The 16042-nt window shown below is 70.3% G+C and carries 12 protein-coding genes, 1 tRNA gene and 1 riboswitch; of the genes, 2 read left to right on the forward strand and 11 right to left on the reverse strand.

Translation table 11 applies throughout. The features are described from left to right. Window positions 1–56: 56 nt before the first annotated feature. A tRNA-Leu gene (locus tag KI385_RS18740) sits at window positions 57–138 on the reverse strand. Window positions 139–624: 486 nt separating this feature from the next. On the opposite strand from KI385_RS18740, the gene KI385_RS18745 reads away from it, so the two are divergent. Next, complete coding sequence (locus KI385_RS18745) at window positions 625–1410, forward strand: ABC transporter ATP-binding protein (protein WP_238573319.1); 786 nt, start codon at window positions 625–627, stop codon at window positions 1408–1410. Between the two features lie 54 nt (window positions 1411–1464). Further along, window positions 1465–3999, forward strand: a complete 2535-nt coding sequence (locus KI385_RS18750; RefSeq protein WP_238573320.1) for an ABC transporter permease — start codon at window positions 1465–1467, stop codon at window positions 3997–3999. A gap of 100 nt (window positions 4000–4099) precedes the next feature. Here KI385_RS18750 and KI385_RS18755 read toward each other — a convergent pair whose 3' ends face one another. From KI385_RS18755 to KI385_RS18800, 10 genes are all read right to left on the reverse strand, one after another. Then, on the reverse strand, window positions 4100–5425 hold the full coding sequence (locus KI385_RS18755) for an SAM-dependent methyltransferase (RefSeq protein WP_238573321.1): 1326 nt from the start codon (window positions 5423–5425) through the stop codon (window positions 4100–4102). 199 nt (window positions 5426–5624) lie between these two features. Beyond that, window positions 5625–7016 carry an NAD(P)/FAD-dependent oxidoreductase gene (locus KI385_RS18760; protein ID WP_128503673.1) on the reverse strand — a complete coding sequence of 464 codons (1392 nt, stop codon included), beginning with the start codon at window positions 7014–7016 and terminating at the stop codon, window positions 5625–5627. A gap of 453 nt (window positions 7017–7469) precedes the next feature. Continuing rightward, complete coding sequence (locus KI385_RS18765; RefSeq protein WP_238573322.1) at window positions 7470–8414, reverse strand: Ppx/GppA phosphatase family protein; 945 nt, start codon at window positions 8412–8414, stop codon at window positions 7470–7472. After that, window positions 8411–8962 carry a DUF501 domain-containing protein gene (locus tag KI385_RS18770; protein WP_238573323.1) on the reverse strand — a complete coding sequence of 184 codons (552 nt, stop codon included), beginning with the start codon at window positions 8960–8962 and terminating at the stop codon, window positions 8411–8413. The genes KI385_RS18765 and KI385_RS18770 overlap by 4 nt, the downstream gene beginning before the upstream one ends. Before the next feature lie 107 nt (window positions 8963–9069). After that, window positions 9070–9534 carry an FtsB family cell division protein gene (locus KI385_RS18775; RefSeq protein WP_238573324.1) on the reverse strand — a complete coding sequence of 155 codons (465 nt, stop codon included), beginning with the start codon at window positions 9532–9534 and terminating at the stop codon, window positions 9070–9072. 131 nt (window positions 9535–9665) lie between these two features. Next, window positions 9666–10949 carry a phosphopyruvate hydratase gene (gene eno, locus KI385_RS18780; RefSeq protein ID WP_238573325.1) on the reverse strand — a complete coding sequence of 428 codons (1284 nt, stop codon included), beginning with the start codon at window positions 10947–10949 and terminating at the stop codon, window positions 9666–9668. Window positions 10950–11303: 354 nt separating this feature from the next. Beyond that, window positions 11304–11963: a transglycosylase family protein gene (locus KI385_RS18785; protein WP_238573326.1), complete on the reverse strand. Its 660-nt coding sequence runs from the start codon at window positions 11961–11963 to the stop codon at window positions 11304–11306. A 7-nt stretch (window positions 11964–11970) separates the two neighbouring features. Next, window positions 11971–12139, reverse strand: a riboswitch (cyclic di-AMP (ydaO/yuaA leader). 248 nt (window positions 12140–12387) lie between these two features. Further along, window positions 12388–13476 (reverse strand): transglycosylase family protein, encoded by a 1089-nt coding sequence (locus KI385_RS18790; RefSeq protein ID WP_238573327.1) that lies wholly within the window; start codon window positions 13474–13476, stop codon window positions 12388–12390. 245 nt (window positions 13477–13721) lie between these two features. Further along, entirely contained in the window at window positions 13722–15062 is a 1341-nt protein-coding gene (locus KI385_RS18795; RefSeq protein WP_425356929.1) for a cytochrome P450 family protein, read from the reverse strand. Between the two features lie 72 nt (window positions 15063–15134). Further along, the gene (locus tag KI385_RS18800) at window positions 15135–16010 is read right to left on the reverse strand and encodes a LysR family transcriptional regulator (RefSeq protein WP_238573328.1); all 876 of its coding nucleotides are present in this window, start codon (window positions 16008–16010) and stop codon (window positions 15135–15137) included. Window positions 16011–16042 lie beyond the last annotated feature (32 nt).

A 16042-nucleotide genomic window follows, 5' to 3' on the forward strand; every position in this document is an offset into this window, starting at 1 on the left:
GTTGAATTTTCAGGTAAGTCGTAAGCCCTGTCTTTGACCCCGCTGCTCGCGGGGAGTGCCCGGAGCCGGACTTGAACCGGCACGGCCCGTAGGCCAGCGAGGTTTAAGCTCGCCGTGTCTGCATTCCACCATCCGGGCCTGGGATCCCCCATGCCACCTCAAAGAGGGCAGCACGAGCGTAGCCCGCAGCGCACGACGCAGATCGGCCGCTCTTCCCGAGGTTGTCTTATTTTATTGGCAACTGAGGGGGCATCAGCGCCAGGTACACGCCTTCGGCACATGCCTGAAGCCCACCTTCGCCATGGCGCACCCGGACGCAAATTCGGGCCCGAATTGACGGAAACTCGACGCCCCCTCGACGCCCCCTCGACGCCCCCGTCACCGCTGCGTGGCCGCCCGCCCGGCCACGGCTGACGCGCCATCGGCATCAGGGTCGGTCTCCTCCCCAGGGATGACCGCGCATACCGCGGCTACTTCCCAGGGGTGGTCAAGGACGGTCACAGGGGTTGACGTCCGCCGCCCTTGAGCTGACCCACGATGGAAAGCGTCCGCTTCCGTCCGCGGCGTGCGCCGTCCCGGCCGCCGCGGATCAGATGGTCCCCGTCCCGACAGGAGCTCCTTCCCGTGACCACCACCACCCACTCCGGCGTCTCCACCACCGGCCGCGCCACCGCGGTGGCCGCCCGCGCCACGGATCTCAGCAAGGTCTACGGGCAGGGCGAGACCAAGGTGGTCGCCCTGGACGCGGTCTCCGTCGACTTCCGGCAGGCCCAGTTCACCGCGATCATGGGCCCCTCCGGGTCCGGCAAGTCGACGCTGATGCACTGCATGGCCGGGCTGGACGCGATCTCCGGCGGCTCCGCCAGGATCGGCGACATCGAACTGACCGGGCTGAAGGACAAGAAGCTCACCCAGCTGCGACGCGACAAGATCGGCTTCATCTTCCAGGCGTTCAATCTGCTGCCGACCCTGAACGCCCTGGAGAACATCACCCTGCCCATGGACATCGCGGGCCGTAAGCCGGACCGCGCCTGGCTGGACCGCGTCGTGGAGACCGTCGGCCTGGCCGGCCGCCTCAAGCACCGCCCCAGCCAGCTCTCGGGCGGCCAACAGCAGCGCGTCGCGGTCGCCCGCGCACTCGCCTCCCGGCCCGAGATCATCTTCGCCGACGAGCCGACCGGAAACCTCGACTCGCGCTCCGGCGCCGAGGTCCTGGGCTTTCTGCGCAACTCCGTGCGTGAACTGGGCCAGACCGTGGTGATGGTGACCCACGACCCGGTCGCCGCCTCCTACGCGGACCGCGTGATCTTCCTCGCCGACGGCCGGATCGTCGACGACATGCCCGACCCGACCGCCGACATGGTGCTGGAACGGATGAAGGGCTTCGACGCCAAGGGGCGTACAAGCTGACCAGCGGCAGCCGCCACCCGTACTTCGGACCTCTCCTCCAGGACTGACCCACTCATGTTCCGTACCGCCTTGCGCAATGTGCTTGCGCACAAGGCCCGGCTGCTGATGACCGTCCTCGCCGTGATGCTCGGCGTGGCCTTCGTCTCCGGCACCCTGGTCTTCACCTCGACCATCTCCGACGCGTTCCAGGCCAGCTCCCAAAAGGGCTACGACAACGTCGACGTGGCCATCTCGCCGCGGTCCCAGGACAGCCACAGCAGCGCGCCCGGCGCGGCCCCCCGCCTCGACCAGAAGCTGCTGGACAAGGCCGCCCGGGTGCCCGGCGCCGCCTCCGCCACCGGCACCGTCTCCGGCTTCACCGCCATCGCCGACAAGAAGGGCGAGCTGATCGGCGACGGCTTCTCCACCCTCGGCGGCAACTACTTCCCCGGCAAGGACGGCCAGGACGCCCGCTACCCGATGCGCGGCGGCACCGTCCCCAAGGGCCCGCACGAGTTCGCGCTGGACGCCCACACCGCGGACAAGGCCGGCTACAAGGTCGGTGACACCGTACGGATCTCCGTCGACGGACCGGTCCGCGAGCAGAAGCTGACCGGCATCTTCACCACCGACGACGGCACCGTCGCGGCCGGCGGCAGCCTCGCGCTGTTCGACACCCCGACCGCCCAGAAGCTGTTCGCGACGCCCGGCGAGTTCAGCGAGATCGATGTCAAGGCCGCCGCGGGAACCTCCCAGACGGCCCTGAAGTCGGCGATCGACGAGGTCCTGCCCAAGGACGGCGCCGAGGCCACCACCGGCAAGCAGCTCGCCGACGACCAGGCCAAGGCGATCGCCCAGAGCATGGACGGCATGAAGAACGGCCTGCTGGCCTTCGCCGGGATCGCCCTCTTCGTCGGCATCTTCATCATCGCCAACACCTTCACCATGCTGGTCGCCCAGCGCACCAAGGAGCTGGCACTGATGCGCGCGGTCGGCGCCGGCCGCCGCCAGGTGACCCGCTCGGTGCTGCTGGAGGCGTTCGTCGTCGGCGCGGTCGCCGCGGTCGCGGGCCTGGCCGCCGGTATCGGCATCGGCGCCGGACTGCGCGCGCTGATGAGCAGCACCGGCGCGACGGTCCCCGACGGACCGCTGGTGATCGAGCCGTCCACGGTGCTGGCCTCGCTGCTCGTCGGCATCGTGGTGACCGTCCTGGCCGCCTGGCTGCCGGGCCGCCGCGCCGCGAAGATTCCGCCGGTCGCCGCGATGAACAGCGTGCACGCCACCGCCACCACCAAGTCGCTGGTGGTCCGCAACACCATCGGTGCGCTGTTCGCGGGCGCCGGTGCGGCCGGTGTCCTGGTCGCCACCGGCATGGACGACGGCAAGGTCGTGATGGGCGGCGGCGCGGTGCTGCTGCTGATCGGCGTGTTCATCCTGACGCCGCTGCTGTCGCGTCCGCTGATCGCGCTGGCCTCGCCCGTACTGCGCGCCTTCGGGGTCGCCGGCTCCCTCGCCCGGCAGAACGCGGTCCGCAATCCGCGCCGTACGGCCGCCACGGCCTCCGCGCTGATGGTCGGGCTGACGCTGATCACCGGTCTGACGGTGATCGCGGGCAGCGTGCAGAAGGGCATCGACAAGATGGCCACCGACTCGCTCAAGGCCGACTATGTCGTCTCCATGGCGAGCCATACGCCGCTCTCCCCCGACGTCGCGAAGAAGATCGCCGGTCTGGGCGAGGTCACCGCGTCCAGCCCGCTGCGCCACTCCCCGTCCCGTATCGGCACCGACACCGCGTATCTGACCGGCGTCAACGGCCGGGACTTCGGCAAGCTCACCCGGCTCGACTTCACCAAGGGCTCGCTCGGCGACCTGCGCGGCGGCCGGTCCGTGGTGGACGACGTCACCGCCAAGGAGAAGGGCTGGCAGCCCGGCTCCCGTATCCCGGTGACGTACGAGGACGGCAAGAAGGGCACGTTGACCGTCTCGGGTGTCTACCAGGGCAACCAGATGATCAACGGCATCCTCCTCGACAACGCCACCCTGGCCCCGCACCAGAAGCAGATCACCGATATGCAGGTGATGGTCAAGACGACCGGCGGCCCCACCGACGCCACCAAGGACTCGCTGGTCAAGGCGCTCGGCAAGAACCCGGCGATCTCCATCGCGGACAAGCAGGACGTCTCCGACGGCATCGCGAAGATGTTCAACCTGATGCTGAACATGCTCTACGGGCTGCTGGCCATGGCCGTGATCGTCGCGGTGCTCGGCGTGATCAACACCCTGGCGATGTCGGTCTTCGAACGCTCCCAGGAGATCGGCATGCTGCGCGCCATCGGCCTGGACCGGCGCGGCATCAAGCGCATGGTGCGGCTGGAGTCGCTGGTGATCTCGCTCTTCGGCGGGGTGCTCGGCATCGGCCTGGGCGTGTTCTTCGGCTGGGCGGCCGGTGAGCTGATCAGCGGCACGCTGCCGACGTACGAGCTGGTGCTGCCGTGGGGCCGGATGGGCATCTTCCTCGCCCTGGCCGCGCTCGTCGGCGTCCTGGCCGCGCTGTGGCCGGCGCGCAGGGCGGCCCGGCTGAACATGCTGGCCGCGATCAAGGCCGAATAGCGCTACGGCGCGCCGCGCCGATGAGTGCTCCGCCCGCCCGCCGCCCTTCCGAGGGAGACGGGCGGGCGGAGACCGTCGTGCGCGGAAGCCGCCGCGCGCGTCAGCTCCGCCAGTCGCGCGCCCGAAGCGGCATCCCCGCGTCCCCGGACTCCCGGGTACGGACGGCCAGCACCTGGTTGACTCCTATCCGGTTCCGCTCGAAGGACAGCGCACACGCGGCCATGTACAGCCGCCACACCCGCGCCCGCCCCTCGGACGTGAGCCGCACCGCCTCGTCCCAGTGGTTCTCCAGGTTGGCGACCCAGGCGCGCAGCGTCAGCGCGTAGTGCTCCCGGATCGCCTCCACGTCCCGTACCTCGAACCCGGCGTCCTCCAGCTGGCCGACGGTCCGGCCGACCGGCGCCAGCTCACCGTCCGGGAACACATACCGGTCGATGAACTCGTCGACGTGGTACGCCTCCTCGTCCACCACGGGCCGCCGCGCGATCTGGTGGTTGAGCAGCCGCCCGCCGGGCCTGAGCAGCGCGTACAGGGCGCCGGTGTACTCCGCGTAGCGGGCCCGGCCGACATGCTCGGCCATTCCCACCGAGGAGATCGCGTCGAACGGCTCATCGTGGATCTCGCGGTAGTCCTGCACCCGGATCTCGACCCGGTCGGCGAGCCCGGCCTCGGCGATCCGCTTACGGGCCAGGGCCGCCTGCTCCTCGGAGAGGGTGATGCCGACCGCCCGTACGCCGTACTCGCGGGCCGCGTGCAGCACCATCGAGCCCCAGCCGCAGCCCACGTCCAGCAGCCGCTGGCCCTCCTGGAGGCCGAGCTTGCGGCAGATCAGGTCGAGTTTGTCGCGCTGGGCGTCCTCCAGCGTGGCGACGGTATCTTCGGTCCCGGCGGTCCCCCAGTAGGCGCAGGAGTAGACCATGGACGGGCCGAGCACCAGCGCGTAGAAGTCGTTGCCGACGTCGTAGTGGTGGCTGATGGCTTCCTTGTCGCGCGGCAGCGTGTGCAGCGGTCCACGGCGCCGTCTGACCTCCTCGGCGGGCGGTGTCGGCGGGACCGGGGCGCCGGCCAGCATCAGCAGCTCCCGGGCGGCGGAGCGGATCTCCGGGCGGGCCAGGGCGCGCAGCATGGCGGCGCGGCGCGGCTTGGGGGCATCGCCGCCGCGCTCCCAGATCAGTCCGGCCAGCAGATCGAGCGCTTCGTAGAGATCGCCCTGGACGTCGATGTCGCCGGCCACCCAGGCGCGGGCCAGGCCCAGCTCGCCCGGCTTGAACAGCAGCCGGCGCAGCGCGCGGCGTCGGCGGATGACCAGTGTGGGTGCCCCCGGCGGGCCGGACTCGCTACGGTCCCAGGCGCGGATCCGCACCGGGAGCGGGGTTCCCAGCACCTCCTCGGCGAGCTTGGTGAGCCGCCCAGCGGCGTCGGCCATGTCGCACACCTCCGTGTTGACGAGTCGGGCAAAGAAGATTCACCCACCACGTAAACGCCAATTGGGCGTCCAGATAGTCCCGTTCGCACGTAAGAGAACAACAAATCGGCGGCTCTTCGCCACGGCGCACACGCCAAAGGGCGCCCGCCCCACGGATGGCGGACGCCCTTCGGGCTGGTCGGAGTACCCGACCGGTGGTTCAGGAAGCCTTGGCCTTCGGCTTGTCGCCACCGGCGGCCGCGGCCGCCGGAGCGGGGGCCGGCTTGGCCGCCTCGTAGAACTCCTCGCGGGGGTTCTCCATGGCGCCGAGCGAGACGACCTCGCGCTTGAGGAACGTGGCCAGCGTCCAGTCGGCGAAGACCCGGATCTTGCGGTTGAACGTCGGCATCGCCATGCCGTGGTACGCGCGGTGCATGTACCAGGCGAGACGGCCCTTGAGCTTGATCTTCATCTTGCCCATGACGATCATCGCGACGCCCTTGTGCAGGCCGAGACCGGCGACCGCACCCTTGTTGGCGTGGCTGTACTCCTTCTGCGGGAAGCCCCGCATACCGGAGATCACGTTGTCGCCGAGGACCTTGGACTGCCGCAGCGCGTGCTGGGCGTTCGGCGGGCACCAGGCGTTCTCGTTGCCGTTCTTGCGACCGACCAGGTCGGGGACCTGCGCGTTGTCGCCGGCCGCCCAGATGTAGTCGGTGCCCTGCACCTGGAGGGTGGCGCCGGTGTCGACGTGGCCACGCGGGCCGAGCGGCAGACCGAAGCGGGACAGCGCCGGGTTCGGCTTGACGCCCGCGGTCCACACGATGGTGTTGGAGTCGACCTCAAGGCCGTTGTTGAGCACGACGTGACCGTCGACGCAGGAGTCCATGCCGGTCTTGAGGTAGATCTCGACGCCGCGGCCCTCGAGGTGCTCCTTGCCGTAGGCGCCGAGCTTCGGGCCGACCTCGGGGAGGATCTTGTCGGCGACGTCGACCAACAGGAAGCGCATGTCCTCGCGCTTCACGTTGTTGTAGTACTTCGCGGCATCGCGGGCCATGTCCTCGACCTCACCGATGGTCTCCGCGCCCGCGAAGCCACCACCGACGAAGACGAAGGTGAGCGCCTTGCGGCGGACGTCCTCGTCGGTCGTGGAGTCGGCCTTGTCCAGCTGCTCCAGGACGTGGTTACGCAGGCCGATGGCCTCTTCCACGCCCTTCATGCCGATGCCGTTCTCGGCCAGGCCGGGAATCGGGAAGGTGCGGGAGACCGCGCCCATCGCGATGACCAGGTAGTCGAAAGGCAGCTCGTACGCCTCGCCGACCAGCGGGGCGATCGTGGCGACCTTGCGGTCCTGATCGATGGTGGTGACCCGGCCGGTGAGAACCTCCGCCTTGGGCAGCACGCGTCGTAGCGGAACCACGACGTGGCGGGGGGAGATGCTGCCGGCTGCAGCTTCAGGGAGGAAGGGCTGGTACGTCATGTACGAGCGCGGGTCGACGACCGTGACGGTCGCCTCGCCGTACCGCATCTTCTTGAGGATGCGACGTGCCGCGTACAGGCCTACGTACCCACCGCCTACAACGAGGATCCTGGGACGCTCCGTGGTGCTCATGCAATCGAGTATCCACCCCCACATGGGGGGTCGCTCGTGAGCCCCTTCACAAGCACCCGGGGGGCATCTGCTACACTCCGCCGGCTTCGTGACCGACGCCATAGCGCGGAATGGAACCACCGTAGTACGTGAGGCGTTGGAGACCCCCGTTGATCAGGGCTTGTGGGCCCTCGGGCGGCCGAACCAAGCCCCGCGCGGGCGCATCGCCGATCCGCCGGCGACCGCGCAATCTCCGGGTCGAGGGGTCCTAGGACCTTCGAATGAGGGTCGGACGATCAGATTGTTCGCCCAACGGGAGGCTTTTTCATGTGAAGGATTTCACGAACCTTTTTTCGGGACCCGTCCGCCGAGCCCCCTGAAGGCACCTGAAAGCCGCTCAGACGGGCAGGTCACCCGCTCAAAAGACCACTTGATGGAGGCCGTTACCGGCCCCCACCCGCCCCCCTCGGCACCTCAGTCGGCGATGCTCCAGGCGATGCCGTCCAGGATGTCGTGCTCGCTGACGACGACCTCCTCGGCGCCCATCCGCTCCATGATCGAAAGCAGTACGAGCGCGCCCGCGGCGATCACATCGACCCGGCCCGGGTGCATGACCGGGATGGCCGCACGCTCGGCATGGGTGGAGGACAGCAGATCGCCGGTGATCTCACGGACCTTCGCCAGGGAGACCCGGGAGTGGTGGATGACCTCGGAGTCGTAGTGGTCGAGGCCCAGGGCGATGGCGGCGACGGTGGTCACCGAGCCGGCCAGGCCCACCAGGGTGGCGGCCTCGCTCAGCGGCACGGTCTCCTCCGCCCGGTCCAGCGCCGAGGCGATATCGGCCTTTATGGCGGTGATCTGGCCCGGGGTGGGCGGGTCGCTGATCTCCCCGCCGTGCAGCAGATGCCGCTCTGTCATCCGTACGCAGCCGACATCGACCGAGCGCGCGGCCCGTACGTGGTCGTCGCCGAGGACGAACTCGGTAGAGCCGCCGCCGATGTCCACGACGAGGAAGGGCTTGGAGAGGTCCGCGCGGCCCGTGAGCTCCTTGGTGGCGCCGTTGAAGGAGAACTCCGCCTCCTGGTCGCCGGTGATCACCTCGGGCTCCACACCCAGGATGTCCACCACACCGCGGACGAAGTCCTCGCGGTTCTCCGCGTCCCGCGAGGCCGAGGTCGCCACGAAGCGGATCTGCTCGGCGCCCAGGCCCTTGATCACCGCGGCGTACTCCCGGCAGGCCGCGAAGGTGCGGTCCAGCGCCTCCGGCGCCAGCCGTCCGGTGCGGTCCACCCCCTGGCCCAGCCGGACGATCTGCATCCGGCGGTCCAGGTCCTTCAGCTCACCGGTGGCCGGGTCCGCGTCCGCGACCAGCAGCCGGATGGAGTTCGTACCGCAGTCGATGGCGGCGACCCGCTTCACTGGGCGTCTCCTTCGGAAGCGTCCTGGGTGTCCTGGCACGGGGAGACGCACGGCCCCTTCTTCCACCACTCCGGCAGCATCGCGAGGGCCTCGTCGCCGAGCGGGTTGACCCCCGGGCCGGCCGCCAGCGAGTGGCCGACCAGGACGTGCAGGCACTTGACCCGGTCGGGCATACCGCCCGCGCTCGGGAAGCCCTGGAGCACCTCGATGGCGTCCCGCCGCCGGATGTAGTCCTCGTGGGCCGCGCGGTAGGCGGCGGCCAGCTCCGGGTCGGTCGCCAGCCGCTCGGACATCTCCTTCATCACGCCGTTGGCCTCCAGCGTGCCGATCGCGGAGGCCGCGCGCGGGCAGGTGAGGTAGTAGAGCGTGGGGAAGGGCGTGCCGTCCTCCAGGCGCGGCGCCGTCTCGACGACATCCGGCTGTCCGCAGGGGCAGCGGTGCGCGATGGCGCGCAGTCCGCGCGGCGGGCGGCCGAGCTGCTCCTTGAAGGCGGCGATGTCCGCGGCGGTGGGCTCGGTGGGCTCGGTCTGGGGCGGGGGGGTGTCCATGTGCGCTTTCGGTGAGGTGAGTAATGGGGTGGCGGTGCGGCGGTGCGGGCCGCCCCTTGTCGACAGTACGGGCTGCCGCTCGCGGGCGGTACGGGCCGGGGCGTGTCCTACCGTTTGCCGGCCGGTTTGTCGGCCGAGTCGACGGTGTCCCACAGATTCTCGTACCAGGGGCGCTGCGCCGCTCGCGCCCCCTTCGGTGCGGCGGTGACGCCGGTGCCGTCCTGGACGATGAATCCGGTCTCGCCCGGCATGACGTAGTGCAGATGCCGGCGGGCCTGCTGCCGTACGTACTCCGGGTCCTGCCAGCGGGCCTTCTGCTCGCGCAGCCGGTCGAGTGCGGCACCGGCGTCCTGGGCCTTACGGCGCTGGTCGGCGATGTCCGAACGCTGGGAGACGTACTGCCTTATGGGATACGCGAGGGCGACGACCAGGGAGCACATCACCAGGGCCAGCAGGGCGGCGCGGCCGGTGAGGCGATTGCGGCGGGCCGGGCGGGCGCGGTAGACGCGGGCGGCGGCCTGCTCGCCGAGCGCCTTGAGTCGGGTCGCGGTCGAGAACCGGTCCGCGGGCACGTCGTCTCCCCTTCACTCCCTGACGCCTGACTGCTGAAGCAGGTACGTCCCCGGCAACGGTACGGGACCGCCACCGGGGACGTACGGGGTGCTGGGCGGTTGGCTCGCCCGATTAGCCCTTGCCGCCGTGATCAGCCCTGGCGGAACCGCGGGAAGGCGGAGCGGCCGGCGTAGACCGCGGCGTCGTCGAGGATCTCCTCGATGCGCAGCAGCTGGTTGTACTTGGCGACGCGCTCGGAGCGGGCCGGGGCGCCGGTCTTGATCTGGCCGCAGTTGGTGGCGACGGCGAGGTCGGCGATGGTGACGTCCTCGGTCTCACCGGAGCGGTGCGACATCATGCACTTGAAGCCGTTGCGCTGGGCCAGCTCGACGGCGTCCAGGGTCTCGGTCAGCGAGCCGATCTGGTTGACCTTCACCAGCAGCGCGTTGGCGGAGCCCTCCTCGATGCCGCGGGCGAGGCGCTCGGGGTTGGTGACGAACAGGTCGTCGCCGACGAGCTGCACCTTGGCGCCGAGCTTGTCGGTGATGACCTTCCAGCCGGCCCAGTCGTCCTCGAACAGCGGGTCCTCGATGGAGACCAGCGGGTAGGCCGCCACCAGCTCCTCGTAGTACTCGGTCATCTCGGCGGCCGAGCGGTCCTTGCCCTCGAACTGGTACTTGCCGTCCTTGTAGAACTCGGAGGCGGCGACGTCCAGCGCGAGCGCGATGTCCTGGCCGGGGGCGTAACCGGCTTCCTTGATGGCCTCGAGGATGAGGTCGAGGGCCTCGCGGTTGGAGCCCAGGTTCGGGGCGAAGCCGCCCTCGTCGCCGAGGCCGGTGGCCAGGCCCTTGGCCTTCAGGACCTTCTTGAGGGTGTGGTAGACCTCGGCGCCCCAGCGCAGCGCCTCGGAGAAGGACTCCGCGCCGATCGGGGCGATCATGAACTCCTGGATGTCCACATTGGAGTCGGCGTGCGAGCCGCCGTTCAGGATGTTCATCATCGGGACGGGCAGGACATGCGCGTTCGGGCCACCGAGGTAGCGGAACAGCGGGAGGTCACTGGCCTCGGAGGCGGCGTGCGCGACGGCCAGGGAGACGCCGAGGATGGCGTTGGCGCCGAGCGAGCCCTTGTTGTCGGTGGCGTCCAGGTCGAACATCGCCTGGTCGATCAGCCGCTGCTCGGTCGCGTCGTAGCCGACGAGCTCCGGGCCGATCTGCTCGATGACGGCCAGGACGGCCTTCTCCACACCCTTGCCCAGGTAGCGGTTCGGGTCGCCGTCGCGAAGCTCGATGGCCTCGAAGGCACCGGTCGAGGCGCCGGACGGCACGGCGGCACGGCCCGTGCTGCCGTCGTCGAGGCCGACCTCGACCTCGACCGTGGGATTACCTCGCGAGTCGAGAATTTCGCGGGCTACGACGACGTCGATGGACGGCACGTTGTCTCCTTCATGGGTGTCTGGAGTTCTGCAGCACGAGCCTAACGGGCTTGGGTGCGTCCGCTTGCCCTTGGCCCGCTCCGTGGGACGGAATGGCCCGAAAAGCTTCCCAAATGCCCAGTTCACGGGATGTTTGGGCGCATTGTTCGCCAAACGGGGAAAGTCGCGCGTGAGGGCTGGTCAGGGACGTGCGGCCGGATCGGGTACGGCGCGGGGTTCGGGCCGGTGTGCGGCCCGGGTGCGAGAAACCCCGCCGCGGCGCGCTGGGGGGAACGGCGCGCCGGGCGGGGTGGTCTCACGGAGGAAGAACGGGGCCCGCCGCCCGGGCCCGCGGAATCCCGGTGAGGGGACGGATCAGATGCTGAGCTTCTGGCCCGGGAGGATCAGGTTCGGGTTGCCGCCGATGACGGACTTGTTGGCCGCGTAGACCGACTTCCAGTTGGTGCCGTGGGCCTTGGCTATCTTGGCGAGGGTGTCGCCCGCCTTGACGGTGTAGTTGCCGTGGCCGTTCGACTTCTTCGGGGCCGGCTGCGCCTTCTCCTGCGCGGCGGCCGGGGTCTTCTTCACGGCGGCGGTGTTCTCCTGCGGCGCGGACTTGGTCTGCGCGGAGGAGCCGGAGGGGTTGACGTCGGCGGCGGGGCCACCGGAGGTCAGGCCGCCGGCGGCGGCGCAGGACCAGGCGCCCGGGCCCTGGATGGCGAGGAGCTTCTCGGCGGCGGCGATCTGCTGGTCCTTGGTGGCCAGGTCGGCGCGCGGCGCGTACTGGGTGCCACCGGCGGCGGCCCAGCTGGAGTTGGAGAACTGCAGGCCACCGTAGTAGCCGTTACCGGTGTTGATCGACCAGTTGCCGCCGGACTCGCACTGAGCGACCTTGTCCCAGGTGGCGACGGAGGCGGCGGAGGCGGAGGTGGCACCCATCAGCGGGACGGCGACGGCGGCACCGGCGACACCGGCGAGGGTGGCGACGCGGACGGCCTTGGAGGGACGACGGTGCTTGCCCTTGTTGATCAGCATGGTTCGTTCGTTTCCTCACCGACGCCTACGAGGTGAGCTGTCGGGTTCGGGCTGTGAGTGCCCGGCCGGGTGCACATGGCGCACCCGGCTTCACCCCAAGCCGGCTGACCCGCTTTCGCGGGCGGGGCCGGCACTTACCTTGGTTCCCCCGCTCCTGCCTTCGGCGCTTGCGCGTCAACTGCCTTCGATCACCGGCAGGATTCGGCGTGTGATCGACGGGCCCGCTTTGGCGAGCGGTCCCGACCGTAAGCAGCAACCCCCTTGATGTTCAAACCCCACCATCTGAACCAAGTTGACCGTTTTTGATCACGGGTTGGTCACATATCCGCAGGTGAAGCCCGTTATGACGGCAATGAGCAGACTGGGGCGTGACGGGCAACGAGAGCCTTGTCTCACTTTCACGAAATGGGACGAAGGCGGCGAACTAGCCTTCCTTGTGCCCGAGATCGAGCAGCTGACCCGGCTGGATCAGGTCCGCGTCGGAGCCGACGACGCCCTCGTTGCGCTCGTACAGCGCGGGCCATCCGCCGGGCAGCCGATGGGCCTGGGCGATGGCTGACAGGCTGTCACCCGGGCGCACGGTGTAGTCGCCGTCGGCCGCCGGGCCCGTACGGTGCGCGTCATCGCCGCGCGAGGCGTGCCGGCCGCCGGACGTCCGGTCGCCGTCGCCCTCGTCGCCCGCATCGCCGCGGTGCTTGCCCTTCGCGGGCACTTCACCCGGTATGCCGGCATTGTCGGTACGTCCGCCGCCGTCGGCCGGGTCGGCGGAGTGCGAGGCTTCGCCGTCCTCCTCGCCGGGCTTCGTGGAGCCGGACGGCTCCGGGGTGCGGTCCGTGCCCTGGGTCGCGTCGCCGGAGCCGGCCGAATCCGAGTCGTCGGGCGCGGACGGCGAGGGCGTCGTGCCGGACGGCTCGTCGGTCCGCCCGTCGGCCCGTCCGTCGGCCTGTCCGTCGGCCTGTCCGTCGGCCTGCCCGTCCTTCTTCCCGCCGGTCCGCCCGTCGTGCGGCCCGGAGGAGTCCGAGCCGTCGGGCTCGTCGGACGCATCGGACCGGTCCCAGGGGTCCGAGGAGCCTTCGGCGTCCGACGGGTCGGGCTGCGGGGTGGCGGTGCTGCCCGGGTTGACCTCCGGCGCGCGGCCGTCCTTGGTCAGTCCGGCGTCGACGGCACAGCTCGGCCAGGCGTCCGGGCCTCGGTCGTCGAGGATCGACTCGGCCACCGCGATCTGCTGGGCGCGGCTGGCGAGGTCGGGGCGCGAGGCATAGGCCGAGCCGCCGTAGTTGTCCCACATGTCCTGGGTCAGCTGCAGCCCGCCGTAGTAGCCGTTGCCCGAGGCCGAGCTCCACACGCCGCCACTCTCACACTGGGCGACCTTGTCCCAGGTCGCGGTGTCGGCGGCGTGGGCACCGCTCGCGCCGAGCAGTGGCAGGGCGATACCGGCCCCGGTCACTCCCGCCGTGACAAAGATGGCCGGTGCCTGACGGGGGCGACGGTGTCGGCCGTTCCCGGAACGCATACGGATGCCTTTCGCGCAGCGGTTGAGTTGTTCGACGATCCGTTCGAAGCGCTGCCCGGCCGGCCGATACGGGCGAGGCGCACCAAAAATCCGGTTCGCCCCGTCGTCGCGTCGCCCGATCGAGTGAAGCCTGTCGATCGTCGATCGAAAGGTAGCCGGGGTCACGGGTAGTCACAAGTCGGTGTAGCGCGGATCACGTAAAGGTCACGCGGGTGACGCTGCGTCACATATGACTGCGTCCCAGGTCAGGGCCGCTCGGGCGTGAACTCCACGGGCAGCGACCGCAGTCCGCGCATGATGAGACCACCGCGCCAGCGCAAATCGCCAGGTTCCATGGCAAGTCGGATGTCCGGGAGCCGGGTCAGCAGCGTGGCGAGGGCGGTCTGTCCTTCGAGCCGGGCGAGCGGTGCGCCCAGGCAGTAGTGGATGCCGTGTCCGTATCCCAGATGCTGGTTGTCACGCCGAGTCAGATCGAGAACATCCGGCTCGGCAAAGCGCGCCGGGTCGCGGTCCGCGGCGGCCAGCACCACCAGGACCGGATCGCCCTCGGCGATCGTCTGCCCGCCGAGCGTCAGCTCCTCGGTCGCGAACCGCCAGGTCGCCAGCTCCACCGGCCCGTCGTAGCGGAGCAGTTCCTCGATGCCGGTGGTCAGCAGCTCGGTGTCGCCCGCCGCGATCGACTTCTGCAGCAGCTCGCGCTGGGCGGGGTGGCGCAGCAGCGCATAGATGCCGTTGCCGATGAGGTTGACGGTGGTCTCGAAGCCGGCGAAGAGCAGGATGAACGCCATCGCGGCGGCCTCGTTCTCGGTGAGGTGCTCGCCGTGGTCGGAGGCCCGGATCAGGCCGGAGATCAGATCCTCGTCCGCCTCGGCGGTCTCCCCCAGGGACTCGCGCTTGCGGTGGATCAGCTCGGCGAGGTAGCCGCGCATCTTCTTCACGGAACGGGCGACTCCGCCGCGCGGTCCTCCGCCGTGGCGGATCATCATGCCTGCCCAGTCGCGGAAGTCGTCCTGGTCCTCGCGCGGGACGCCGAGCAGATCGCAGATCGCGTAGATGGGCAGCGGAAACGCGAACTCATGGATCAGATCGGCCGCACCGCACTCCGCGCCGCCCTGTTTGGCGATCATGTCGTCGATGAGCCGGTCGGTCAGCTCCTGGACGCGCGGGGCGAAGGCCGCGACCCGGCGCGGGGTGAACGCTTTGGAGACCAGCCGGCGCAGCCGGGTGTGGTCCGGGGGGTCGATGTTGAGCAGATGTGTCATCAGGTTGGCGCTGCGCTCGCCCGGGATGCCGACCTTGCCCTTGCCGTGTGCGGCCTCGCTGTGGTGCACCGGGTTCTTGGAGAGCCGGGCGTCGGCGAGCGCCTGCCGCGCCTCGGTGTAGCGCGTCACCAGCCAGGCCTCGACGCCGCTGGGCAGCGCGGTCCGGTGCACCGGCGCATGCTCGCGCAGCCACGCGTACGCCGGGTACGGGTCGGAGGCGAACTCCCAGGTGAACAGCTCGGGCGCAGCCTCGGCCGCGGGGCAGCCGGCGGGGGCGTCCGCGCGGGTGGCGTCGTCGGGGAGGGCGTGGGGCTTGTCGTGCACCTTCCGACCGTAACCGGTGGGCGCACGCCGGCGCTCGGACGGACCACCCGGGCCCCACGGCACACCCGGCCGCTACCCCGGATCCACCCCCAGCCCGGCCAGGAAAGCCAGCGCCGCCGGCGACGGGCCGAGCGCGCTCCACACCACCCGCTCGGTACGCTCCGGCGCCGGCCGTACCCGCACGATGTGCAGCCCGGACAGCTCGGAGGCGATCGCCTCGGGGACCATGCCGACGCCCAGGCCGGCGCGTACCAGCTTCGCCAGGAACTCCACGGTGGTCACCTCGAACGCCACCTCCGAGGTCAGCCCCGCCGCACGGAACGCCTCGTCCCGCTGCCGGCGGGCCGCGGAACCCGCCGTGAAGTCGACAAAGGTCTCCCGCGCCATGCGCGACAGCGTGGTCCATTCCCGCCCGGCCAGCGGATGCCCCGGCGGCACCACCGTGACCAGCTCGCCGCGCGCCAGCTCCTTCTCCCGTACGCCGACCGTGCGGGCGTCGGGCACCAGCCCGACGAAGGCGACATCCAGCACGCCCTGTCGCACCTTCTCGATGAGCGGATCGCTCATCTCCATCTGCAGACTGATCCGCACCTGCGGACAGCGGGTACGGAAGGCGCCCAGTTCACGGGCGAGATCGACGGCCGCGACGGTGGAGATCGCGCCCACCGCGAGCCGGCCGCGCACCTCGCCGGTCGCCGCCGCCACCTCCGCCCGGGCCCGCTCGGCCGCCTGCAGCGCCTGCCGGGCGACCGGCACGAACGCCTCGCCGGCGACGGTCAGCCGGACACTGCGGCTGGTCCGGTCGAAGAGCCGGGCGCCGAGCTCCTTCTCCAGCCGGGCGATCTGATGGCTGAGCGCGGACTGCACGACATGACACCGCTCGGCGGCCCGGGTGAACCCACCGGTCTCGGCCACCGCGACGACATAGCGCATCTGCTGGAGCTCCATATCCGTCGATGCTAGCGACCATCGATCTCGAA

This window comes from Streptomyces inhibens (assembly GCF_022221585.1).
GTDB lineage: Bacteria > Actinomycetota > Actinomycetes > Streptomycetales > Streptomycetaceae > Streptomyces > Streptomyces inhibens.